Origin of the sequence: Streptomyces griseoaurantiacus, from assembly GCF_036189845.1 — a bacterium.
GTDB classification, from domain to species: domain Bacteria; phylum Actinomycetota; class Actinomycetes; order Streptomycetales; family Streptomycetaceae; genus Streptomyces; species Streptomyces griseoaurantiacus.
This window is the reverse complement of sequence record NZ_CP108326.1, coordinates 5564245-5587209: the sequence shown is the minus strand read 5'-3', so window position 1 is coordinate 5587209 and position 22965 is coordinate 5564245. Positions and strand designations below refer to the sequence as shown.

17 protein-coding genes are annotated in these 22965 nt (G+C 74.2%); 4 read left to right on the top strand and 13 right to left on the bottom strand.

The genetic code is table 11. From position 1 onward, the window contains the following. Positions 1-91: 91 nt before the first annotated feature. Positions 92-676 (bottom strand): transcriptional regulator NrdR, encoded by a 585-nt coding sequence (gene nrdR / locus OHB09_RS24865; protein WP_191852089.1) that lies wholly within the window; start codon positions 674-676, stop codon positions 92-94. A gap of 715 nt (positions 677-1391) precedes the next feature. On the opposite strand from nrdR, the gene lexA reads away from it, so the two are divergent. Beyond that, positions 1392-2171 carry a transcriptional repressor LexA gene (lexA, locus tag OHB09_RS24860; protein ID WP_040896460.1) on the top strand — a complete coding sequence of 260 codons (780 nt, stop codon included), beginning with the start codon at positions 1392-1394 and terminating at the stop codon, positions 2169-2171. Between the two features lie 139 nt (positions 2172-2310). Here the strand turns inward: lexA and OHB09_RS24855 are convergent, their stop codons facing one another. The 4 genes from OHB09_RS24855 to OHB09_RS24840 form a co-directional block, all read right to left on the bottom strand. Continuing rightward, on the bottom strand, positions 2311-4305 hold the full coding sequence (locus OHB09_RS24855; protein ID WP_006142584.1) for an ATP-dependent DNA helicase: 1995 nt from the start codon (positions 4303-4305) through the stop codon (positions 2311-2313). A gap of 125 nt (positions 4306-4430) precedes the next feature. Further along, positions 4431-5273, bottom strand: a complete 843-nt coding sequence (locus tag OHB09_RS24850) for a GNAT family N-acetyltransferase (protein WP_328922546.1) — start codon at positions 5271-5273, stop codon at positions 4431-4433. 72 nt (positions 5274-5345) lie between these two features. Continuing rightward, on the bottom strand, positions 5346-7295 hold the full coding sequence (locus tag OHB09_RS24845; RefSeq protein ID WP_407077368.1) for an IucA/IucC family protein: 1950 nt from the start codon (positions 7293-7295) through the stop codon (positions 5346-5348). Between the two features lie 226 nt (positions 7296-7521). Beyond that, on the bottom strand, positions 7522-8937 hold the full coding sequence (locus tag OHB09_RS24840) for a diaminobutyrate--2-oxoglutarate transaminase family protein (protein ID WP_407077349.1): 1416 nt from the start codon (positions 8935-8937) through the stop codon (positions 7522-7524). Positions 8938-9327: 390 nt separating this feature from the next. Between OHB09_RS24840 and OHB09_RS24835 the strand changes: the two genes are divergently transcribed. Next, positions 9328-10557 (top strand): trypsin-like serine peptidase, encoded by a 1230-nt coding sequence (locus OHB09_RS24835; protein WP_040896458.1) that lies wholly within the window; start codon positions 9328-9330, stop codon positions 10555-10557. Positions 10558-10657: 100 nt separating this feature from the next. On the opposite strand, the gene hflX is transcribed toward OHB09_RS24835, so the two are convergent. From hflX to miaA, 6 genes are all read right to left on the bottom strand, one after another. Beyond that, on the bottom strand, positions 10658-12151 hold the full coding sequence (hflX, locus tag OHB09_RS24830; RefSeq protein ID WP_328922544.1) for a GTPase HflX: 1494 nt from the start codon (positions 12149-12151) through the stop codon (positions 10658-10660). 234 nt (positions 12152-12385) lie between these two features. Then, positions 12386-13924: a M1 family metallopeptidase gene (locus tag OHB09_RS24825; protein ID WP_234528070.1), complete on the bottom strand. Its 1539-nt coding sequence runs from the start codon at positions 13922-13924 to the stop codon at positions 12386-12388. A 256-nt stretch (positions 13925-14180) separates the two neighbouring features. Then, positions 14181-16445 carry a RelA/SpoT family protein gene (locus tag OHB09_RS24820; RefSeq protein WP_328922543.1) on the bottom strand — a complete coding sequence of 755 codons (2265 nt, stop codon included), beginning with the start codon at positions 16443-16445 and terminating at the stop codon, positions 14181-14183. Positions 16446-16810: 365 nt separating this feature from the next. Further along, on the bottom strand, positions 16811-17680 hold the full coding sequence (dapF, locus tag OHB09_RS24815) for a diaminopimelate epimerase (RefSeq protein WP_328922542.1): 870 nt from the start codon (positions 17678-17680) through the stop codon (positions 16811-16813). A gap of 87 nt (positions 17681-17767) precedes the next feature. Beyond that, complete coding sequence (locus tag OHB09_RS24810) at positions 17768-18358, bottom strand: hypothetical protein (RefSeq protein ID WP_328923056.1); 591 nt, start codon at positions 18356-18358, stop codon at positions 17768-17770. Positions 18359-18464: 106 nt separating this feature from the next. Continuing rightward, positions 18465-19403 carry a tRNA (adenosine(37)-N6)-dimethylallyltransferase MiaA gene (miaA, locus tag OHB09_RS24805; protein WP_006142573.1) on the bottom strand — a complete coding sequence of 313 codons (939 nt, stop codon included), beginning with the start codon at positions 19401-19403 and terminating at the stop codon, positions 18465-18467. 183 nt (positions 19404-19586) lie between these two features. Here miaA and OHB09_RS24800 point away from each other — a divergent pair, with 183 nt between their 5' ends. Together OHB09_RS24800 and OHB09_RS24795 are read left to right on the top strand one after the other, a co-directional pair. Then, a complete protein-coding gene (locus OHB09_RS24800; protein ID WP_328922541.1) occupies positions 19587-20138 on the top strand; it encodes a hypothetical protein in 552 nt (183 codons plus the stop codon). 25 nt (positions 20139-20163) lie between these two features. Next, a complete protein-coding gene (locus OHB09_RS24795) occupies positions 20164-20424 on the top strand; it encodes an antitoxin (RefSeq protein WP_006142571.1) in 261 nt (86 codons plus the stop codon). Positions 20425-20487: 63 nt separating this feature from the next. Here the strand turns inward: OHB09_RS24795 and OHB09_RS24790 are convergent, their stop codons facing one another. Both OHB09_RS24790 and miaB read right to left on the bottom strand, forming a co-directional pair. Then, positions 20488-21201, bottom strand: a complete 714-nt coding sequence (locus OHB09_RS24790; protein ID WP_328922540.1) for a class III extradiol dioxygenase subunit B-like domain-containing protein — start codon at positions 21199-21201, stop codon at positions 20488-20490. Positions 21202-21354: 153 nt separating this feature from the next. Continuing rightward, positions 21355-22884, bottom strand: a complete 1530-nt coding sequence (gene miaB, locus OHB09_RS24785) for a tRNA (N6-isopentenyl adenosine(37)-C2)-methylthiotransferase MiaB (protein ID WP_319350652.1) — start codon at positions 22882-22884, stop codon at positions 21355-21357. Positions 22885-22965 lie beyond the last annotated feature (81 nt).

Genomic DNA, 22965 nt, shown 5'->3' with positions numbered 1-22965 from the left:
CCGTGTGGTGCCGGGGCGCGCGTGACAGGTCTGTGTGCGCCGCCGCTGCGGCCGGTCCGGCCTTCCTCGCCGTTCCGGGCCGGCCGTTTCGTCAGTCGGCGGCGGTGGCGGGCACGGGGACGCCCGCCGGCGTCCCTCCGGACCCGCGGTCGGCCCCCTGGCCTCCCGCGACGGCGCCCGCGCGGTCGTCCTCGTCCGCGCCTCCCGCCCCGTCATCGGCGGGATGCGCCCGCTGCTGCTGCCTGAGTTCCGTGATGGCGGCCTCGAAGTCCTCCAGCGAGTCGAACGCCCGGTAGACGGACGCGAACCGCAGGTAGGCGACGAGGTCGAGCTCCTGGAGGGGTCCGAGTATGGCCAGTCCCACGTCGTGGGTGGTCAGCTCGGCGCTTCCGGTGGCACGCACCGCCTCCTCGACCCGCTGGCCGAGCTGGGCGAGTGCGTCTTCCGTGACGGGCCGCCCCTGGCACGCCTTGCGCACGCCGTTGATGACCTTGGTGCGGCTGAAGGGCTCGGTGACCCCGGACCGCTTGACCACCATCAGCGAACAGGTCTCCACGGTCGTGAAACGACGGGAGCAGTCGGGGCACTGGCGGCGCCTGCGGATCGAGGTGCCGTCGTCCGTCGTACGGCTGTCGACGACCCTGCTGTCGGGATGCCTGCAGAAGGGGCAGTGCATGGTTCCAAGCCTCCTTCACGGCACGACACATCAGCCACAAGAGGTCTCACCGGCCCCTCGAAGCGACCCCCAGCATAGGCGATCTCCTGGCCGACGAAAGACCGGGGGAACACAACTTGTGGGCCGCTGTCGCTATCCAACCACTAGATGTAGCGGTTGGCTCGCACAAACACTCACGACACGCCCGGGACGCACGGCCCCGAGGGCGCGGTGTGGGCGGGGTGCGACCGGCCGCTCGCGGACAGTGCGCGCGAGGCCCCGCGAAGGGGGCTTGCGGCACACGCACGAGGGCGCGCGCGGGCGCCTTCCGCTCCCGCCCACGGACGCACGTCGCGGCGGCGCGGACCCCGCGTCCGTGCCCGCATGCCCGCTCCGCCGCGTCCCACACGCCCCGCGCGTCCTGCGCGAGAAGCCTCGTGGGCGGATGCGGTGGACGCCGCATGGAGAAGACGGGCCGGTGCCCGGTACGCGGGAGCCCTGATGGCAGACTGGGCGTCGCCGACGCGGCACCCCGGCCGGCAGGCCCTCGTCCCGGCGGTGAAGAGTACAGCAGCACGCGTCCCGCCCGAGCCCCGAACAGTGCGTCGGCCATACACCCGGACACCCGATTCCGACAGGTAATCGGCGTTTTTTCACTCGAACGTGTGTTTGGCGCAACCTTTCGAAAGCAACTACCGTTGTGCTGCACGGGAGACCATCGAGAGGGGCCTACGACGTGACCACCACCGCAGACAGTGCCGCCATCACTGCCCAGGACCGTTCCCAGGGCCGACTCGAGCCGGTGCATGCCATGACGGAAGTTCCGCATCCCGAAGGGCCAAAGCGGTCCCTGCCCGGGCGACCTCCTGGCATCCGGGCCGACAGCTCCGGACTGACCGACCGGCAGCGCCGGGTGATCGAGGTCATCCGGGATTCCGTGCAGCGGCGCGGCTACCCGCCGTCGATGCGGGAGATCGGCCAGGCCGTGGGCCTGTCCAGCACCTCTTCCGTGGCCCACCAGCTGATGGCGCTGGAACGCAAGGGCTTCCTGCGCCGCGACCCGCACCGGCCGCGCGCCTACGAGGTCCGGGGCTCCGACCAGGCCGCTCCCGTGCAGCCCACCGACACGGCGGGCAAGCCGGCCGCGTCGTACGTGCCCCTGGTCGGCCGGATCGCCGCCGGTGGCCCGATCCTCGCCGAGGAGTCGGTGGAGGACGTGTTCCCGCTGCCGCGGCAGCTCGTGGGCGACGGCGAGCTCTTCGTGCTCAAGGTCGTCGGCGACTCGATGATCGAGGCGGCCATCTGCGACGGCGACTGGGTCACCGTGCGACGCCAGCCCGTCGCGGAGAACGGCGACATCGTCGCCGCGATGCTGGAGGGCGAGGCCACGGTGAAGCGCTTCAAGCGCGAGGACGGGCATGTGTGGCTGCTGCCGCACAACTCGGCGTACGAGCCCATTCCGGGTGACGACGCGACGATTCTCGGCAAGGTGGTGGCGGTCCTGCGGCGCGTGTGACCCCGTCCCGCCTGCGGCGCCCTTGCGTCGGGCCCCGGAACCGCTGCGCCGGTTCCGGGGCCCCGTGCTGTGCGGGACGGTGCGCGCGCCGGGCGGCGGTGCGGCGCACCGGGCCCCGCCCGTCAGCCCGTCCGGTCCGTCATTCCGCCTGCTTCGCCGCCGCGTCGATGGCGGTGAGGGACCGGCGGACCTGACCGCCGTCCACCGTGTACCAGAAGTCCGGCAGCGAGGCCTTCAGATAGCTGCCGTAGCGGGCCGTGGCCAGCCGGGGGTCGAGGACCGCGACCACGCCCCGGTCCCCCGTCGCCCGGACCAGTCGTCCGGCGCCCTGGGCCATCAGCAGGGCGGCGTGTGTCGCGGCGACGGCCATGAAGCCGTTCCCGCCGGCCTCCTCGACCGCCTTCTGCCGGGCGCTCATCAGCGGGTCGTCCGGCCGCGGGAAGGGGATCTTGTCCATGACGACGAGCTGACAGCTCGGCCCCGGCACGTCCACGCCCTGCCACAGCGACAGCGTGCCGAAGAGGCAGGTCGCGGGGTCCGCGGCGAAGTTCTTGATCAGCTCGCCGAGGGTCTCCTCGCCCTGGAGCAGGATCGGGAACTCGGGGATCCGGGTGCGCAGTTCCTCCGCGGCGAGCTGGGCGCCCCGCATCGAGGAGAACAGCCCCAGCGTGCGCCCCCCGGCGGCCCGGATCAGCTCCGTCAGCTCGTCCAGCATGTCGGCGCGGTCGCCGTCCCGGGCCGGCCGGGACAGGTGCTTGGCGACGTAGAGGATGCCCTGCTTGCGGTAGTCGAACGGGGAGCCGACGTCGACACCCTTCCACTGCGGCACGTCCTCGCCCTCGGTGCCCTCGGGGGCCAGCCCCAGCGAGGCCCCGACGCCGTTGAAGTCCCCGCCGAGCTTGAGCGTGGCCGAGGTGAGGATCACCGAGCGGTCCGTGAACAGCTTCTCGCGCAGCAACCCGGAGACGGACATCGGCGCGACCCGCAGCGAGGCCCCGGCGGGCCGGTAGGCGGATCCGCCGCGGGGCTCGTGCCGCTCGTACCAGACGACGTCCCACTCGCTGCCCTGCATGATGCGCTCGGCCACGTCGTGCACCGACTCGACCGAGGCGAGGGCCTGCTTGCGGACGGCGTCCTCGTCCTGGACGGACTTGTCGCGGGTGCCGCCGATCGCCGAGATCACCGTGCGGGAGGCGTCGCGCAGGGCCGCGAGGGCGTAGCCGAGGTCCTCCGGGATCTCCTCCAGGCGTCCGGGCAGCGCCAACTCCATCAGCCGCTCGAAGCCCTCGGCGGCCGTCTGCAACTGGTCGGCGGCCTTCTCGTTCACGAGCTTGGCCGCACGCCGCACGGCGCGGTTGACTTGCCCCGGGGTGAGCTCGCCGGTGGCGACACCGGTCACCCGGGAGACCAGTTCGTGCGCCTCGTCGACGATCAGCACCTCGTGCTGCGGCAGCACCGGGGCGCCCTCGATCGCGTCGATCGCGAGCAGCGCGTGGTTGGTGACGACGACCTCGGCGAGCTTGGCCCGCTCCCGGGCGGCCTCGGCGAAGCACTCGGCGCCGTAGGCGCACTTGGAGGCGCCCAGGCACTCGCGCGAGGAGACGGAGATCTGCGCCCAGGCGCGGTCGGAGACGCCGGGGGTCAGATCGTCCCGGTCGCCGGTCTCGGTCTCGTCGGACCAGTCGCGCAGCCGCAGCAGGTCCTGGCCCAGTCTGCTGGTGGGGGCCGCCGCCTCGAACTGGTCGAACAGGCCCTCCTCCTCGTCCTGCGGCATCCCCTCGTGCAGCCGGTGCAGGCACAGGTAGTTCGAGCGGCCCTTGAGCATCGCGAACTCCGGACGGCGGCGCAGCAGCGGGTGCAGCGCCTCGACCGTGCGGGGCAGGTCCCGTTCGACGAGCTGCCGCTGCAGCGCCAGCGTGGCCGTGGCGACGACCACCGGCTCGCCGTGGGCGAGCGCCGGCACCAGGTAGCCCAGCGACTTTCCGGTGCCGGTGCCGGCCTGGACCAGCAGATGGGAGCCGTCGTCGACGGCGTCCGCGACGGCTTGGGCCATGGTCACCTGGCCGGGGCGCTCCGTGCCGCCGACGGCGGTGACGGCTGCGTGGAGGAGTTCGGGAAGTGAGGGCTTCGTCATAGCCCGACCACCCTACGGCCCGGCGGTGACAGTCGGGGCCGGACGGCCGGGGCGCGGGGGCGCGGCCCGGGGTGGTGAGGGGCGCCCGGGCGGCAGCCGCCCGCGGCCGACCACCGCGGGCCCGCTCACATCAGGTGCCGCAGGGAGCGGTCGCGGATCATGAGGGCCGCCCGTTTCCCGGGCAGGGACAGCTCCGCGGAGAAGCGGAACCCGGCGCTCAGGAAGGCGGTGAGGGAGGCGGTGTTGCGCAGGTCCGGTTCGGCGACCACGCGGGCGCAGGCCGGGCGGTGGTCGAGGACGAGGTCGGTGACCGACCGCAGGAGCGCCGAGCCGAGCCCGCGTCCGCGGTCGGCGACGGCACCGAGGAGCAGGTGGACGCCGGTGTCGTGCGGCCGGGCCGGATAGTGCCGGGCGAGGGGGGCGAGGTCGGCACGGTAGAGCTCCCAGTAGCTCATCACCGTGCCGTCCAGCACGCCGAGGCAGGGCACGCTGTGGCCCTCGCCCTCGAGCTGGGCCCGCAGGTGCCGCCCGGTGACCTCCTCGGGCCCGTCGAGCTCCCAGAAGGCGGCGACCGCCGGATCGTTCATCCACCGCGCGAGCAGCGCCGTGTCGCGCTCCGGGCGGACCGGCAGCAGCCGGAAGGTGCCCACGGGGGTGAGGAGCGGGTCCCAGTCCCCGATCCGGCCGAGCAGATCGTCGGCGGGGCCGGGCGGGGCGGGGGCGGCGTCCGCCCCCTCGGGCGCGGGCGCGGTGAACTCCCGGACCGGCCGCATGCTCAGGGTGGTCTCGCAGTCGGACTCGGCGGGGACCTCGTGCCCGCCGGCGGGGCTCGCGGCGGGCGCGGCGGGCACGGTGGTGGGGCTCGCGGCGGGCGCGGCGGGCGCGGTGGTGGGGCTCGACGCGGTGCTCGCGCCGAGGCCGGCCTCGGTGGCGGCCTCGGCACCGGTGCGCGCATCGTGGACAGGCACGGCGGCGTTCCTCTCAGCAGACAGGGGGACAGCTGACAGCGGGACGGGGCGGCGGACGCGGGCGGGCCGCGGTCAGCCGTGCAGAGGGTTGGCGAGGGTGACGTACACCGACTGGGTCTCGACCGGGCCGACGAGTTCGTCGAGCCCGTGCAGCCGGGTCAGCAGGTTGGCCTTGCAGCGCAGCACGGGCGAGTCCAGCAGCCGGGCGGGCAGGTCGGTGCGGAGCCGGCCCGGGCCGGTGGCGACGCCCGTGAGGAAGCGGCGGAACGCGGCGAGCAGCAGCCGCTCCTCGGCCAGGCGCTGCGCGCCGAAGGCGCCGATCAGTCCGAACACGTGGTTGATGCCGAGGTAGTAGGCGAACCGTTCGTCGGCGACCGCGTCGGGGACGAAGGTGTCGCTGCGGGCGCCGATGCCGGGCAGGAGGGCGTCGAGCTCCGCGTGCCGGGAGGCGCGGAAGTAGTAGCCCTGGTTGTCGCGGTAGCGCCCGCCGGCGGGCCATCCCTCGGGGTCGAGCAGGACCAGGGTGTTCTGCTGGTGCGCCTCCAGCGCGATCCCGGCCTCCGCGTCCAGCCACAGCAGGGGGCGCACGACCGCTTCCAGATAGCGCAGGAACCACTCGGCGGACACGGCTCCGGGCGGACGTCCCGTGCGGCGGGCGAGCCGGGTGACGAGGCGGGCCAGCCGAGAGCCGGTGCGAGCCTGGGCGCTCCCGGGGGCGGAGAGCGGTCCCGGCTCCGGCAGCGGGCGCGGCGCGAGCAGGCCCGCCACGCAGGACACGTCGTCCGCCGCGGCGAACGGGCTGTGCCGGATCACCACGTCGAGCCCGGGCACGGGGGTGCCGTCCGGGGCGTCGACGCCGAGCCAGGCCGGGTCGCGGACGATGTCGAAGCCGGGGTGGGCGGCCCGCCAGCGCTCCCCCAGGCCGGTGCGCAGGAGCCGGTGCGCCTCGACCCCGCGGTGCAGTTCCTTACGCAGGTTCTCCCGGCGGGAGTTGGTGATGCGCAGGCCCAGCGACAGCTTGAGCATGGCGGGGGCGCCGGTGCGGTGCACCGTGCGGACGGAGGAGGTGGGATGCCAGGGCGCGCCGTGCGGGCCTAGGTCGCGGAGCAGCCCGGCCTCGAACAGGGCGGCGGTGGCAGGGCGCAGGCGCAGTGCGCGCGCCTGCCAGGGATGGACGGGGAGGGCGGCGTGCCCGGCGGGCACGGGCAGGCCCGGGCCGGCGAGGCGCGCGGTCAGCAGCGGGGCGGGCACGGGGCGTCCGCCTGCGGTCCAGGCGGAGTCGGCGGCCAGGGCGGTGGGGGCCACGGCCAGCCAGTGGAGCGGGAAGGAGCCGCGGGTCTCCGGCGAGTACGCCTCCGACTCCGCTTCGGAGAGTCCCTCGCGGCTCTTCGGGGTGGGATGCAGCGGATGGCCGAGCAGCAGCGCCTGTTCGGCCGCGAGGAAGCGGTCCGGGCCGTCCTCGGGGCGGGCCCGGCGCTCGCGCAGGAAGACGGTGGTACGGCGCACCGAGTCGGCGACCCGGCCGACCAGATCGGCGGCCCCGGCGTCCGGCCCCGGCGCGCCGGAGCGCGCGGCGGCCTCCCGCGCCAGCAGGGCGGCGAGCGTCACGGCGTCGACGGGTGGGGCGGGCTCGGGCGCGTCTGCCAGGTAGGGCGCCCCGAAGCGGTGCCAGCCGGTCGCCGACCAGTAAAGGACGGGGACGTGCAGATGGGTGGCGGAGGCGGGCAGCGGGACCCGGAGCACGCCCTCGTCCCCCGGGGCGGCGAGGCCGTTCTCCCGCACCCAGCAGCGCAGCAGGTTCTCGACACCGGCGGCCTGGGCGGCGGTATGGGGGTCGGGATCGTCGAGCGGGTCATCGTGACGGGACGGCTCGCGACGACCGGGGGCGAAGCGGTGGTCACCCGTGGCGGGTGTGTCGGGCGAGGGACCGGGCGGGGACGGCAGCGGCGGGTGACCGGCGGAGGCCGAAAGAGGGGACGGCGGCGGTGGGGGCCCGGCGGTCGTCGATGGATCGGCGAGCAGACCGGGGGGCGCGCCGGGGGGCGGATCGGTGTGCGAACCGGGGTGGAGACCGGAGGGCGGCGCGGGGTCGTCGGTGCGGGCGTCGGCGACTGCGGCTGCGGTCGTGTTCACACGGGCTCCTTCGGTCTTCTGGGATACAGGGGTGCGGATACGCGCGAAGGAAGTCGACACGGCGCGTGCGCGGTGGCAGGGAGCGCGACTGACCCGGTGACCGCGTGCGGACGCCTCACGCGTCGGCGCGTACTCCCCCGGCCACCGCCGCCACGGCGTCCGCGAGGCGGTCCAGGACGGCGGATGCCTGCTCGTCGGTGATCGTCAGCGGGGGCAGCAGCCGTACGACACTGGCGTCGCGGCCGCCCAGTTCGACGATGAGTCCGCGCCGCAGGCACTCCCGCTGCACGGCGGCCGCGAGGTCGGGCGCGGTGGGACAGGGTCCGCCGGGGGCCGCCCCCGCGGCGCCGTCGAGCGGCTCACCCTCCGCTTCGACCAGCTCCACCCCTATCATCAGACCGCGCCCTCGCACCTCCCCCACGCACCCGTACGCCCCTTCCAGCTCGCGGAGTTGACCGAGCATCCGTTCGCCCAGTTCCGCCGCCCGTGCGGCGAGGCCGTTCTCACGGACGTACGCCAGGGTGGCCGTGCCCGCGGCCATGGCGAGCTGGTTGCCCCGGAACGTGCCCGCGTGGGCGCCCGGCGGCCACACGTCGAGGTCCTCGCGGTAGACGACCACGGCGAGCGGCAGGCTGCCGCCGATGGCCTTGGACAGCACCATCACATCGGGCACCGTGCCGCTGTGTTCGACCGCCCAGTAGCGGCCGGTGCGGCCCACCCCGGTCTGCACCTCGTCCACGATCAGGGGGATCGCCCGCGCCTCGGTGAGCGCGCGCATACGGCGCAGCCAGGCGTCCGAGGCGGGGAGCACGCCGCCCTCGCCCTGCACCGGTTCGAGGATCATCCCGGCGGGCAGCGGCACCCCGGACTTGGGGTCGTCGAGCAGCGACTCGGTCCAGCGTGCGGCGAGTTCGGCCCCCCGCGCGCCGCCGACGCCGAACGGGCAGCGGTAGTCCTGGGGGTACGGCAGCCGCGCCACCCGCACCTCCTGCGCGCCCCCGGACGCTTCGAGTGCCCCCGCGGTCTGCCCGTGGTAGGCGCCGGTGAAGGCGAGGATGCCGGTGCGTCCAGTGGCGGCGCGGACCAGTTTGAGCGCGGCCTCCACGGCGTCCGTGCCCGCGGGTCCGCAGAACTGGACGCGGGCGTGCTCGGCGAGCCCCGGCGGCAGCGTGCGGAACAGCTCGGTGGTGAAGGCGTCCTTGACGGGGGTGGCCAGGTCGAGGCAGTTGAGCGGGGCGCCCGAGTCGAGGACCCGGCGGATCGCCTCCAGGACCACGGGGTGGTTGTGGCCGAGGGCCAGCGTGCCCGCGCCGGAGAGGCAGTCGAGGTAACGGCGGCCGTCGGCGCCCTCGATGGTGAGCCCACGGGCGCGTACGGGCACGATCGGCAGGGCGCGCGCGTAGGTGCGGGCGCTCGACTCGCGTGCCGCCTGCCGGCGCAGGATGCCCTCGTGCGCCCCGCGCGCACGCCCGGACGGCTCCCCTGCCACCTCCGGCGCATCCGATGCCACCGCGGATCCGGTCACTGCCACGACGACGGTTCCTCCCGCTTACCGAGGGCGAGTTGCCGGGGCACCGCGCGCACGCCGAACAGACGGACGGCAGGCCCCGTGTCCACCAACGACGGGAGGGGGCCGGGGGAAGCGGGCACAGGCGCCCTCTTTCGCCGCACAGGCGCCCTCTTTCACCCGTCCACCGCCCGGATCCGGCGCCACCGCACGCTCCCCGCCCGGACGCCCGTCGCACGCACCGCACTTGGGCCGACCCTCGCTGTGGCGGAACCGTTGCCCTCCGCCGGGCAACCCCTCACACCGACCGCATAGTGTGTTGCCCTCGCGTCACACCGTCCGGACCGGGGACTCCTCGTCCACGACGGCCGGTCGCGCAGCTCGAACCCGTTCGTTCCAGGGGGACTTCACACCATGCGACTCATACGCCCGCTCTCCGCCGCCCGCCGAGAAAGGAGCGGACGCCGCAGGGTCTCCCCTGTCACGGCGGCCGTCGCGGTGACCGCCGCGCTGGCCCTGACGGCCACCGCCTGCGGCTCCGAGGACGACACCAAGGCCGACGCGGAGGTCTCCGCGAGCCCCTCCGCCGGTGGCGACGGCAAGATCCACATCCCGGACGACGTCAAGCAGAAGCTCAAGGAGCACGGCTTCGACCTGGACAAGTGGAAGGGGGGCGCCTGGAAGAACTGGGACAAGGAAGACTGGCTGCGCGAGGCCAACGAGTACATCAACCCCGTGATCGAGGGTCTGTGGGACCCGGACCGGATGCGCAAGGCCGACGACCCGGACAAGGGCGTCGACACCGCCGACCTCGCCGCCGACCAGGGCGTCACCGATCCGACGCCCGCGCCGGTGCGGGCCAGGCCGGTCGCGGCGCCGTACCACGACAACGCGGCCACGGCCGGCAAGGTCTTCTTCGACGCCCCCCAGGGCACGATGGTCTGCTCGGCGACGGTCGTGAAGGACCCCGCGCACCCGGGCAAGTCCAACCTGGTGTGGACCGCCGGCCATTGCGTGCACGCGGGCAAGAAGGGCGGCTGGTACCGCAACATCGCCTTCGTGCCCTCGTACAACAACGCGGGCAAGACGGCCGACCAGTTGGTGGGCGCCGGCGAGGAGGAGGTCGCCCCGTACCGGATCTGGTGGGGCGACTGGGCGCAGACCTCGCAGCAGTGGATCGAACAGGGCGGCGAGACGGGGGGCCAGGGCGCCTCGTACGACTACGCCGTGATCCATGTGACGCCGGAGAAGGGCAGTGACGGCAGGTCGCTGGAGGAGACGGTCGGTTCGGCCCTGCCGGTGAACTTCTCCGCGCCCGCCGTGCCGGACGTGGACAGCCTCACCGCCACCGGCTACCCGGCGGCGCCGCCCTTCGACGGGCAGAAGCTGTACCAGTGCCAGGACAAGCCGGGCCGGCTCTCGGTCGAACGGGACGACCCGACGATGTACCGCATCGGCTGCACCATGACCGGCGGTTCCTCCGGCGGCGGCTGGGTGGAGACGGGCACGGACGGCAAGCCCGCGCTGGTCTCCAACACCTCGATCGGCCCGGTGAGCGCGGGCTGGCTGGCCGGCCCGCGGCTGGGTGACGTGGCCAAGGGCGTGTACGACGCGGTGAGCAGGAAGTTCGCCGCCGCGCAGTAGCCCTCGGCCGCCCGGCCGGCCCGGGAAGAACGACAAGGGCCCGGCCCCCGCGAGTACGCGGGGGCCGGGCCCTTGTCGTGTGCCTGGGTGACCGCCCGGATCAGGCGAGCGGCGCCGGGGTGTACGGCCCGAGGTCCGCCGCCAGTTCCTCGTGCACCCGCACCTTGAGCAGCGTGCCCTCCGGGGTGTGCTCCTCGGAGAGGACCTCGCCCTCGGCGTGGGCGCGGGCGACCAGCTTGCCCTGCGTGTACGGCACCAGCGCCTCCACCTCGATCGCGGGGCGGGGCAGCTCCGCGTCGATCACGGCGAGCAGTTCGTCGATGCCGCGGCCCGTGCGGGCGGAGACGGCGATCGCGCGCTTCTCGTTCCGCAGCAGCCGCTGGAGGACCAGCGGGTCGGCCGCGTCCGCCTTGTTGACGACGACGATCTCGGGTACGTCGGTGGCACCGACGTCCCTGATCACCTCGCGCACGGCGGCCAGCTGCTCCTCCGGGACGGGGTGCGAGCCGTCCACCACGTGCAGGATGAGGTCGGAGTCGCCGACCTCCTCCATGGTGGAGCGGAACGCCTCGACCAGGTGGTGCGGCAGGTGCCGGACGAAGCCGACGGTGTCCGCCAGGGTGTACAGCCGCCCGCCCGGGGTCTCGGCCCGGCGCACGGTCGGGTCCAGGGTCGCGAACAGCGCGTTCTCGACCAGGACGCCCGCGCCGGTGAGGCGGTTGAGCAGCGAGGACTTGCCGGCGTTGGTGTAGCCGGCGATGGCGACGGAGGGCACCTTGTTGCGGCGCCGCTCCTGGCGCTTGATCTCGCGGCCGGTCTTCATCTCCGCGATCTCCCGGCGCATTTTCGCCATCTTCTCGCGGATCCGGCGCCGGTCCGTCTCGATCTTGGTCTCACCGGGACCGCGGGTGGCGAGGCCGCCGCCCTTGCCGCCGCCCATCTGGCGGGACAGGGACTGACCCCAGCCGCGGAGCCTCGGCAGCATGTACTGCATCTGCGCGAGCGTGACCTGCGCCTTGCCCTCACGGGACTTGGCGTGCTGGGCGAAGATGTCGAGGATCAGGGCCGTACGGTCGATGACCTTGACCTTGACGACGTCCTCGAGGTGGATGAGCTGGCCGGGGCTCAGCTCACCGTCGCAGATGACGGTGTCGGCGCCGCTCTCCAGGACGATGTCCCGCAGCTCCTCGGCCTTGCCGGAGCCGATGTACGTCGCCGCGTCGGGCTTGTCGCGGCGCTGGGTCACGCCGTCGAGCACGAGGGCACCGGCGGTCTCCGCGAGGGCGGCGAGCTCCGCGAGGGAGTTGTCCGCGTCCTTGATGGTGCCGGTGGTCCAGACGCCGACGAGGACGACCCGCTCCAGGCGGAGCTGGCGGTACTCGACCTCGGTGACGTCCTCGAGCTCGGTGGAGAGGCCGGCGACGCGGCGGAGGGCCGCGCGCTCGGAACGGTCGAGCTGGTCGCCGTCCCGCTCTCCGTCGATCCCGTGGCTCCAGGTGACGTCCTCTTCCATCAGGGCATCGGCCCGGAGACCCTCGGGGTGAGTGCGCGCGAGGCGCTTGGTGGCCTGAGAAGAGGAAGAGGAGGAGGTCATGCGGTCCTTACGTCGTGGGAATGAGGTGGCGGCGGCATCCGCCGTCGCTTGTGTCAACGTCCGGGCGTGCCGTGGGATTCCCCGGCGCGGCCGTGCCGTCGACCCCTCGATGGTCCCACGGGCCCCCGGCCTCCGTCACCGTGTTATCACCCGGGCGTGGCCGCCGCCCCGGGCGGGCCCCGCGCGCGTCCCCGGACCGGGCGGTGCCCGGGGACGCGGTCCGCACGGCCCGGGTCAGCCGGCGTCGGTGGCGGGCCGCCAGTCCGGGTGGCCCGGCATCGGCGGTGTCTTGGCTCCGTACAGCCACGGCCGCAGGAAGCCGCTGAGGTCCCGGCCCGCGACCTCGGACGCCAGCCGCACGAAGTCGGCCGTCGTCGCCGTGCTGTCCCGGTGCGTACCCACCCACTGCCGCTCGACGCGCTGGAAGGCGTCCGCGCCGATCTCCTGACGCAGCGCGTAGAGCACGAGCGCGGCCCCGTCGTAGACGTTGGCGCGGAAGATGCCGATCTTCTGGCCGGCCTTGGGCGGCTTCGGCGCGGCGGGCGGGCCGCCGGAGGCCCTCCAGCCGTCGGAGGCCCCGTAGGCGGCCTTCATCCGGGCCTGAAGCGGTCGGTCCGCCTTCTCCTCGGCGTACAGCGCCTCGTACCAGGTGGCATGCCCCTCGTTGAGCCACAGGTCGGACCAGGAGCGCGGGCTGACGCTGTCCCCGAACCACTGGTGGGACAGCTCGTGCACCATGATCGACTCGACGTACCAGGCCGGGTAGCCGGGCTGGGTGAACACCTCCTTCTCGAACAGCGAGAGGGTCTGTGTCTCCAGTTCGAATCCGGTCTGCGCCTGCGCCATGAGCAGCCCGTACGTCTCGAACGGGTAGGGGCCGACCTTGCTCTCCATCCAGGAGATCTGACCGGGGGTCCGGGCGAGCCACGGCTCCAGCGCCTTCTCGTCCGCGGCGGGGACGACGTCGCGGACCGGCAGCCCGTGCGGGCCCTCGCGGTGCAGCACCTTGGAACGGCCGATGGAGACCTGGGCCAGCTCGGTGGCCATGGGGTGCGCGGTGCGGTACGACCAGGTGGTGGTGCGGGCGGTGCGCTCGACCCCGGCGGGCAGGCCGTTGGCGACGGCCGTGTAGCCCTCGGGCGCGGTCACGTGGAAGGTGAAGTCGGCCTTGTCCGCGGGGTGGTCGTTGCACGGGAAGACCAGGTGGGCGGCGTCGGCCTGGTTGGCCATGGCGAGGCCGTCCGTGGTCCGCACCCAGCCGCCGTCCCGGTTCTCGGCGGGTTTGCGGGGGTCGCTGGTGTGCCGGACGGTGACGAGGAGCGGCGTTCCGCGTACGAGGGGGGTCTCCGGGGTGACGACCAGGTCCTCCCCCGCGGTGGTGAACGAGGCGGGCTCGCCGTTGACGGCGACGGACCGCACCGTGCCGTGCGAGAAGTCGAGGTTGAACCGCTCGAGGTTCTCCGTGACGCGGGCGTCGATCCTGGTGACGGCGGTGAGCGGCTTGGTGTTGTCGCCGCCGTAGGTGAAGGACAGGTCGTACGCGCGGACGTCGTACCCGGGGTTGCCGAGGTGCGGGTAGAGCCGGTCGCCGAGGCCGAGGGGCTCGGCGGGGGAGGGCGCCGAGGCCGCGAGGAGGCCGACGGAGACGGCCGAGGCGCACAGCGCGGCACGCAGCCGGCCGGCGCGACGGGAACGGCGTGACCTGCGGGTGCCGGAGGACGGCGGGGACGAGGGCGGGGCGGACGGGTGCTGCGGATCCACGGTGTGCGGCATGGATCACGGCTATCAGCGCCCGCACGCCGGAGGGCGCAGACGCGCGCCGGGCCCACCCGAAAGAGGGGCGCGCGGGAGCCCCGGGAACGTAGGCGGCGGCGCCCCGGGTGCGGAGTACGCCCGCGCGCACGCCCACCCGCCGGGGCGGCGGGGCGGCGGGCATGCTCCGCCCCGACCGCGCGGCCCGGTACGGCTACGGCCGGAGGTGCCGGGGATGCCGGGAGGGACCGGCCGCGCCCGGCGGCTCACGCCCCGGTCAGCGTTGTTCGAGGCTTCGGGCCGTGGACTCGGTGTGCTGGGCGCGGTCGACGTCGTAGACGCCGGGGACCTCCCGCATGGCCCGCATCAGCGCGGGGAGCTGCGTGGCGTCGGGGAGCTGGAGCGTGTAGGTGTGCCGCACCCGCTGCTGGCTGGGCGGTGCGACGGTGGCCGAGACGATGCCGACGCCCTCACGGGCGATCGCCTCGGTGAGGTCGGCGAGCAGATGGGGCCGGCCGAAGGACTCGGCGACCAGCGTGACGCGGAAGTCGGTGGTGTCCCCCCAGCGCACGCCGACCTCCGCGCGCCCGGTGCTCTTCATGCGCGCCGCTCCGGCGCACTGGACGCGGTGGACGGTCACCGCTCCCCCGCGGACGGTGAAGCCCGTGATCTCGTCGGGCGGTACGGGCGTACAGCATCCGGCGAGCCGTACGGGTGCCTCGGGGCGGTCGGCGACGACACCGGGGGCGGTCCGGGCGGGGCGGGTCTCCGTGTCCGGCGTGGCCACGGGCGCCCGGCGCGCGGCCTGGGGGCCCTCGGCCGGGGCGGCGGGCGGCGCCTCGGCGGGGGACGCCGCGGGCGGCGTCGGCGGATGGGCGGTGAGCCAGCGCTGGATGGCGATGCGCGCGGCGGGGGTGTGCGCGTGTTCCAGCCACTCCCTGGAGGGCTCGGAGGCCGCGTCCTGGCCCATGAGGAGTTCGACCGCGTCCCCGTCCTTCAGCACCGTGCTGAGCGTGGCCAGCCGGCCGTTGACGCGGGCGCCCATGCAGGCGTGCGCGTCCTCGCCGTACTGGGCGTAGGCGGCGTCGACGCAGGTGGCGCCCTCGGGCAGGCCGAGCGTGCCGCCGTCGGGGCGGAAGACGGTGATCTCGCGGTCCTGGGCGAGGTCCTCGCGCAGCGCCGACCAGAAGATGTCGGTGTCGGGGACGGCCTCCTGCCATTCCAGGAGGCGGGAGAGCCAGCCGGGGCGGGTGGGGTCGGCGCGCTCGCCGTCGGCCGGGTCCTCGGCGCCGGGGGCGTAGGGATTGCCCAGGGCGACCACGCCCGCCTCGGCGACCTTGTGCATCTGGTGGGTGCGCACGAGCACCTCGGCGACCTCGCCGTCCGGGCGGGCGACGGCGGTGTGCAGCGACTGGTACAGGTTGAACTTGGGGACGGCGATGAAGTCCTTGAACTCCGAGACGACCGGCGTCATGCAGGTGTGCAGTTCGCCGAGCACGGCGTAGCAGTCGGCGTCCTCGGCGACCAGGACGAGGAGCCGGCCGAAGTCGGTGCCGCGCAGGGTGCCGCGTTTGCGGGAGACGCGGTGCACGGAGACGACGTGGCGGGGCCGGATGAGGACCTCGGCGGTGATGCCGGCCTCGCGCAGGACCGCGCGGACCTCCTCGGCGACCTCGGTGAGGGGGTCGGTGCCGCGCTCCGCGTTCCGGTCGATCAGCGCGCGGGTGTGCGCGTAGTCCTCGGGGCGCAGGATCGCGAAGACCAGGTCCTCCAGCTCGGTCTTGAGCGCCTGCACACCGAGGCGTTCGGCGAGCGGGATGAGGACGTCGCTGGTGACCCTGGCGATGCGTTCCTGCTTCTCGGGGCGCATGACGCCGAGGGTGCGCATGTTGTGCAGCCGGTCGGCGAGCTTGATCGACATCACGCGGACGTCGTTGCCGGTGGCGACGAGCATCTTGCGGAAGGTCTCGGGTTCGGCGGCGGCGCCGTAGTCGACCTTCTCCAGCTTGGTGACGCCGTCGACGAGGAAGCGGACCTCCTCGCCGAACTCCTCGCCGACCTGGGCGAGGGTGACGTCGGTGTCCTCGACCGTGTCGTGGAGGAGGGAGGCCGTCAGCGTCGTGGTCTCGGCGCCCAGCTCGGCGAGGATCAGGGTGACGGCGAGCGGGTGCGTGATGTACGGCTCGCCGCTCTTGCGCATCTGGCCGCGGTGGGAGGACTCGGCGAGGAGATAGGCGCGGCGCAGGGGGTCGAGCCCGGCCTCGGGGTAATGGGCACGGTGCGCCTCGACGACGTGTCCGATGGCGTCGGGGAGCCGGTCGCGCGCGGCGGTCCCGCGGAGGGCGGCGCGGCTGAGGCGGCGGAGGTCGAGGTGGCGGCTCTTGCGGCGGGGGCCGGCGGGGGCCGCTGGTGTGCTCCCGGGCTCGGGGGCCGGGGGCGTGGGAGGCGCCGGGCGCGGGGCGCGCGCCGGGGGTGTCGCGGACGCTCCGGGCGCGGGCGTCGTCGGGGCGGGCGTGGCAGGGGTCGTGGCCTCCGCACTCAATGGGCACCTCCGGCTGCTAGACCGGCGGACGGGTTCCCCTGGGCGGTGCGCGGCTCGGGGACCGGTGTTGTTCCCCGTCCGGGCCGGTGCTTGATGCTACCGAGCCCACCACCGCTGTCCGACCGCCTCCCGCCGAGCGTGAAACGGATCACCCAATCGAGCGACGTCGTACGAGGTTTACATCTCGCCGGTTGTGCTTGCCCTCACGTCAACGCGTGGGCCGTCCCGACCCTTCCCGCATCCGGCGCCCGACCTCGTCGGTCCTGGTCAGGGTGCCGTTTGCCCTCGGTGCAGGGCCGGGGAAGGGTGAGGCGGCCACGTCCCGCACGGCGGTCGGCGGGTGCCCCGGCCGGGTGGGCGTGCCCTCAGAGGCCGGCCGCCCGCAGCCACTCCTCGTCGATCTCGCCCTCCGCCACGATCACGGCGGGCCCCGTCATCTCGATCTCGCCCCCGGGGTACTCCGTGATCATCAGCCGGCCGCCCGGCACGTCCACCGTGTACGTCGATGCCTCGCCCGTCACCTCCGGGTCCGCCCCGTCACGGCGCGCCGCCGCGACGGCCACCGCACAGGCGCCCGTGCCGCACGACCGCGTCTCGCCCGAGCCCCGCTCGTGCACTCGCATCGCGACGTGCCGCGGGCCCCGGTCGACCACGAACTCCACGTTCACGCCGTCCGGGTAGGTCCCCGCCGGGGCGACGGGCGGCGGCGCGAGCAGCTCCCCGGCGTAGGCGAGGTCGTCGACGAAGGCCACGGCGTGCGGATTGCCCATGTCGACGTTGCGGGCGGGCCAGGTGCGCCCGTCGACGCTCACGGTGACCTCTCCCTCGGGGAGGCGTGCCCGCCCCATGCCGACGGTCACGTCCCCGTCCTTGTCGAGGTGGGCCCGCTTCACGCCGCCCCGCGTGGCGATCGCGAGGTCCCCGGCCTCGACGTGCCCGGCGCGCTGGAGGTAGCGCGCGAAGACGCGGACGCCGTTGCCGCACATCTCCGCGACCGAGCCGTCGGAGTTGCGGTAGTCCATGAACCACTCGGCCTCGGCCGCCATCTCCCGGGCCTCGGGGTGGGCCGCGGACCGGACGACGTGCAGGAGGCCGTCCCCGCCGATGCCCGCGCGGCGGTCGCACAGCGCTGCGACGGCGGCCGCGGGCAGGTCGAGGGCGTTCTCGGGGTCGGGGACGATCACGAAGTCGTTCTGCGTGCCGTGTCCCTTGAGGAAGGCGATCCGCGTGCTCATTCCTCGATCGTACGGCGTGGGCAGGACAGACACCGGCGGCCCCGGGGGGCGACCCCCGCAAGCCGGCTCCCCGCCGCGTTCTCGCGGTCAGCGCAGGCGGGCCACGCGCCACACGGCGAGCACCGCCACCGCGGCGACCACCACCGCGTAGGCCAGGACGACCCGCCACTCGGGCCGTCGGCCGGATCCGCGCGCCGGCAGTCCGGGCCAGGCGTAGCCCACCCGGCGGGCGGCCATCATGCCCCACCCCGCGGCGCAGGAGCAGATGAGCAGGCCGAGCATGGCGACCACGGCGCCGCCGTCACCGAACTCGAAGGCCAGCGGGAAGGCGAACATCAGCGAACCGCCCGCGGCCAGGGCGACGATGGGGGCGAGCTGCCAGATGCGCAGCCTCCGCTGCGGACGCAGTTCGACCTCGACCTCGGGGCCGGGCGACAGTTCCTCCGGGCCGGGGCCGTCGTCGCTCACGCCGACCGGCTCCGGTTCGTCCTCGGGGCCGTCGGAACTGAGCGGTCCGGCGTCCACACCGAGCCGGTCCTCGTCCGGCAGGGACGGGGGGTCGCCGAACTCGGGGGCGTCCTCGTCGAGGTCGCCGTCCGGCTCCGGCCGCGGATGCCCGGTGCTCTCCGCGGTGCCGTGCGCCGCGGCGTGTGCGGTGTCACGAGGGCCGGCCTCCATCGCCACGCGCCCTCCCCACTCGGACTCCACTTGCGATCGAAGCTCGATGATGGCACGCCCCCGATGGCCCGGATGACGGCCGGAGCTTCCCGATGCCATCACGTGATCAGGCTGTAACCGGTCGTTCGACCAACGCGAGCGCCCGCCGCGGAAGTTCCCCCGAGTCGGCCGCGGCCCCACTCAGCCAATGCACCCGCGGGTCGCGTCTGAACCATGAATCCTGACGGCGCGCGAAGCGCTTGGTGGCACGCACGGTCTCGGCGCGCGCCTCCTCCTCGGTGCACTCCCCGGCGAGCGCCGAGAGCACCTGCTGGTAGCCCAGCGCGCGGGAGGCCGTGCGCCCCTCGCGCAGGCCCCGCGCCTCCAGCGCGCGCACCTCGTCGACGAGCCCCGCCTCCCACATGCGGTCCACCCGGCGCGTGATGCGCTCGTGGAGCTCGGGCCGCGCCACGTCGACCCCGATCTGCACGGTGTCGTACACCGAGTCGTGTCCGGGGAGGTTGGCGGTGAACGGCTTGCCGGTGATCTCGATGACCTCCAGGGCCCGTACGATCCGCCGTCCGTTGCTGGGCAGGATGGCGTGCGCGGCCTCGGGGTCGGCGGCGGCCAGCCGGGCGTGCAGGGCACCGGAGCCGCGCAGCAGCAACTCCTCCTCGAGCCGGGCCCGCAGCTCCGGGTCGGTGCCGGGGAACTCCAGGTTGTCGACGGCCCCGCGGACGTAGAGCCCCGAACCGCCCACGAGCACGGGCCAGCGGCCCTCGGCGAGGAGCGCGTCGATGCGGGCGCGGGCGAGTCGCTGGTACTCGGCGACGGAGGCGGTGACGGTGACGTCCCAGATGTCCAGGAGGTGGTGCGGGACGCCGGCCCGCTCCTCGGGCGTCAGCTTGGCGGTGCCGATGTCCATCCCCCGGTACAACTGCATGGAGTCGGCGTTGACGACCTCGCCCCCCAGTTGCCGGGCGAGGAAGACACCCAGATCGGACTTTCCGGCCGCGGTCGGCCCGACGACGGCGATGACCCGCGGGGCGGGGGCTGCGCTACTCACCGCCCCAGTCTCGCAAACCCCGCGCGCGCTCCTCGAACGAGTTACGTGACGCCACCGGAGCGGGGTCGTTGCCCGATGCGGGGTTCCGGCCGCCGTTCATGGGCGCCGGCGTTCCGGACAGCGCGAACAGGCGCACCGGAGCCACGCGGGATTTCGCCCGCACGAGTACCGTATGGAGTGGAAATGGGTGTTTTTGCGCGACTTTTTCGGAAGTCGAAGCTGACGGAGACCGAGGGATCCTCGCAGACCTCGGAATCCCCGGAGTCCCCGAAGTCCTCGGAGGGCCCGGCGTCTTCGGGGGAGCCGGAGAGCCGGTCGTCCTCGGAGGGTGAGGGGGCACCCGCGGCTCCGGGGACCGGGGAGGCCTCGACGGTCGCGGAGGCCACCGCCTCCGGGAGCGAAGCGGAGGCCACGCCGGCACCGGGGACCCCGGCCCCCGCCGGGTCCGCCAAGTCCGCCAAGTCCGCCGGGTCCGAAGGGTCCGAAGGGGACACCGCCTCCGCCGGGTCCGTCGCCGAGGACACGAAGCCCTCGGAGGCCGACGGGCCCGCGGCGGCAGAGGCCGTGGCCACGCCCGAGGAAGACCGGGCGGACGGGGCGGACGAGGTGGAGGCCCCGGTGGCCGGGACGGCCGCCGAGACCGTTCCCGCCGGACGGGAGCGCGCGGGGATCCCGGAGCAGCAGTCCGCCGGACGGACGGCCGACGAGGAGGCCGGCGAGGGCGCCCGCACATGACCGTCCTGTGAGGGGAAGGTGCGCCATGGGTCTGTTCGACAACGTGAAGGCCAGGCTGGGCCCGGCCAAGGACAAGGTCTCGGACCTCGCCGATCAGCACGGGGACAGGATCGAGCGGGGCATCGACAGGGCGGCGCGCGTCGTCGACGAGAAGACCGGCGGCAAGTACCGCGACCGCATCCGGACCGGCTCGGGGAAGGCGAAGCACGCGATGGAGCGGCTGGGCCGCCGTGAGCCGGGCGACGAGGGCGACAACGGCGGGGCGGCTCCGCCACCGGTGTCCTGAGGGGCGGGGGTGCGGCGTGGGTGTCCCCACCGCCGCCCCGCTCTCCTCACGCCGCCGCGCTCCTCATGACCAGGCCGCCACCAGGTAGCCGACCCCGTACGGGGCCTCGTCGTACAGCAGGGTGCCCGCCAGGCCGACCGAGTCGGCGGCGCCCGCGAGGACCTGCCAGGGGGCCCGTCCCGAGGCCTTCAGGGCACCGGCCAGTTCGGGATCGAGCGCCATCAGGGCGTCCCGGTCCGCCGCGCCGAGGGCCTCGGCGACCCGTGCGTCGAACGGTTCGGCCCGTTCGTCGAGGTAACCGGGCGCCTTCAGGGACCGGCACGCGCTGCCGTCCCCCATGACCAGCAGGGCCACCCGGGCCGCCTGCGTGGCGAGGTCCCGGCCCGCCTCGGCGCACCGCTCCGGAGCGAGCGGCGCACCCACACCCAGCCCCTCGACCGGCGCGGCCGACCACGCGTTCCGCTCCAGCAGCCAGGCGGCGACGGCCAGCGAGGGCGGCAGCACGGTCCCCGGCACGGTGCCGAGGTCACGGCCCAGCCGGACGTCCAGGTCGACGCCGAAGCCGCGGAACGATCCCGGGGTGCCCTCCGGGTGCGGGCCCCTTGCCGGCCGCTCGGCGGGCCCCACGGCGACGAGCAGCTCGGGGCGGGCGGCGGCGAGCACGCCGAGGGCGTCCGCGCACGCGGCCCGCGCCTCCTCCAGCTCGGGCGCGGCTCCCCCGGCCACCTCGGGCACCAGCAGGGGCGGACAGGGGCAGACGGCTGCGGCGACAAGCATGATCGGCAGCCTAACGCCGACCCCCGGCGCCCTCAGCCCGGCCGGTGCCTTCCCCTCCCCCGTCGCCCTCGTCGCTCCCGTCGCTCCTGTCGCCCTTGTCGCGCTGCCGTCCTCCTCGCGCCGCCGTCCTCCTCGGAGCGGCCGCGCCCCGGATCAGTCGCAGCCGCAGCCGCTCGCCGCCACCGGCAGCGGCTCGGGCACGCCGATCTTCGGCAGGCCGAGCAGGACGCCGTGTCGCTTCGTCTCCTGCTCCCGGGCGTTGCGCCGCGCCCAGGCGTCTCCCGCGCGCGTCCGGCGCACGCCGAGCACGACGCCCTCGGCGAGCAGGTGGTGCGGGGCGGCGTAGGTGACCTCGACGGTGACCATGTCGCCGGGGCGGACCTCCTGCTCCGGCTTGGTGAAGTGCACCAGGCGGTTGTCGGGGGCGCGGCCGGAGAGGCGGTGGGTGGCGCCGTCCTTGCGGCCCTCGCCCTCGGCGACCATCAGCTCCAGGGTGCGGCCGACCTGCTTCTTGTTCTCCTCCCAGGAGATCTCCTCCTGGAGGGCGACGAGCCGCTCGTAGCGCGCCTGGACGACCTTCTTGGGGATCTGGTCCTCCATGGTGGCCGCTGGGGTTCCGGGCCGCTTGGAGTACTGGAAGGTGAACGCCTGGGCGAACCGGGCCTCGCGCACCACGTGCAGGGTCTGCTCGAAGTCCTCCTCGGTCTCCCCGGGGAAGCCGACGATGATGTCCGTGGTGATCGCGGCGTGCGGGATGGCGGCGCGCACCTTCTCGATGATCCCGAGGTAGCGCTCCTGCCGGTAGGAGCGGCGCATGGCCTTCAGGACCGTGTCGGAGCCGGACTGCAGCGGCATGTGGAGCTGCGGCATGACGTTCGGGGTCTCGGCCATCGCCTCGATCACGTCGTCGGTGAAGTCGCGCGGGTGGGGCGAGGTGAAGCGGACCCGCTCCAGGCCCTCGATGTTCCCGCAGGCGCGCAGCAGCTTGCTGAACGCCTCGCGGTCGCCGATGTCGGAGCCGTAGGCGTTGACGTTCTGGCCGAGCAGGGTGATCTCGGAGACGCCCTCCGCGACCAGGGCCTCGACCTCGGCGAGGACGTCCCCGGGCCGGCGGTCCTTCTCCTTGCCGCGCAGCGCCGGGACGATGCAGAACGTGCAGGTGTTGTTGCAGCCCACGGAGATGGAGACCCAGGCCGCGTAGGCGCTCTCGCGCCGGGTCGGCAGCGTGGAGGGGAAGGCCTCCAGCGACTCGGCGATCTCGACCTGCGCCTCCTCCTGCACGCGGGCGCGCTCCAGGAGGACCGGCAGCTTGCCGATGTTGTGCGTACCGAAGACGACGTCGACCCAGGGCGCCTTCTTGACGATGGTGTCGCGGTCCTTCTGCGCCAGGCATCCGCCGACGGCGATCTGCATGCCGGGCCGCGAGGCCTTCCTGGGGGCGAGGCGGCCGAGGTTGCCGTAGAGGCGGTTGTCGGCGTTCTCGCGCACGGCGCAGGTGTTGAAGACGACGACGTCCGCGTCGCCGTCGGAGTCCTCTGGGGCCCGCACGTACCCGGCGTCCTCCAGCAGCCCGGAGAGCCTTTCGGAGTCGTGGACGTTCATCTGGCACCCGTAGGTGCGGATCTCGTAGCTCTTGGGTGCGGGAACGTCCACTGCCGGGCTCCGGTCGCTGCTGCTGGTCATGCCCTCCAGGGTAGGCCGTCCCGCGGCGGCCCCCGCCGCCCCGTCACCACTCCCGCGCCCCGCCCTCCTGGAGGCCTCCCG

What these genes read in the sequence shown, in the direction of transcription:
- dapF (WP_328922542.1), bottom strand. Translation starts at nt 17,680, where the DNA reads ATGAGCACGCGGATCGCCTTCCTCAAGGGACACGGCACGCAGAACGAC.
- OHB09_RS24825 (WP_234528070.1), bottom strand. Translation starts at nt 13,924, where the DNA reads ATGCCGCACACCGTGGATCCGCAGCACCCGTCCGCCCCGCCCTCGTCC.
- OHB09_RS24795 (WP_006142571.1), top strand. Translation starts at nt 20,164, where the DNA reads ATGGGTCTGTTCGACAACGTGAAGGCCAGGCTGGGCCCGGCCAAGGAC.
- OHB09_RS24800 (WP_328922541.1), top strand. Translation starts at nt 19,587, where the DNA reads ATGGGTGTTTTTGCGCGACTTTTTCGGAAGTCGAAGCTGACGGAGACC.
- nrdR (WP_191852089.1), bottom strand. Translation starts at nt 676, where the DNA reads ATGCACTGCCCCTTCTGCAGGCATCCCGACAGCAGGGTCGTCGACAGC.
- OHB09_RS24855 (WP_006142584.1), bottom strand. Translation starts at nt 4,305, where the DNA reads ATGACGAAGCCCTCACTTCCCGAACTCCTCCACGCAGCCGTCACCGCC.
- OHB09_RS24790 (WP_328922540.1), bottom strand. Translation starts at nt 21,201, where the DNA reads ATGCTTGTCGCCGCAGCCGTCTGCCCCTGTCCGCCCCTGCTGGTGCCC.
- miaB (WP_319350652.1), bottom strand. Translation starts at nt 22,884, where the DNA reads ATGACCAGCAGCAGCGACCGGAGCCCGGCAGTGGACGTTCCCGCACCC.
- OHB09_RS24835 (WP_040896458.1), top strand. Translation starts at nt 9,328, where the DNA reads ATGCGACTCATACGCCCGCTCTCCGCCGCCCGCCGAGAAAGGAGCGGA.
- hflX (WP_328922544.1), bottom strand. Translation starts at nt 12,151, where the DNA reads ATGACCTCCTCCTCTTCCTCTTCTCAGGCCACCAAGCGCCTCGCGCGC.
- OHB09_RS24810 (WP_328923056.1), bottom strand. Translation starts at nt 18,358, where the DNA reads ATGGAGGCCGGCCCTCGTGACACCGCACACGCCGCGGCGCACGGCACC.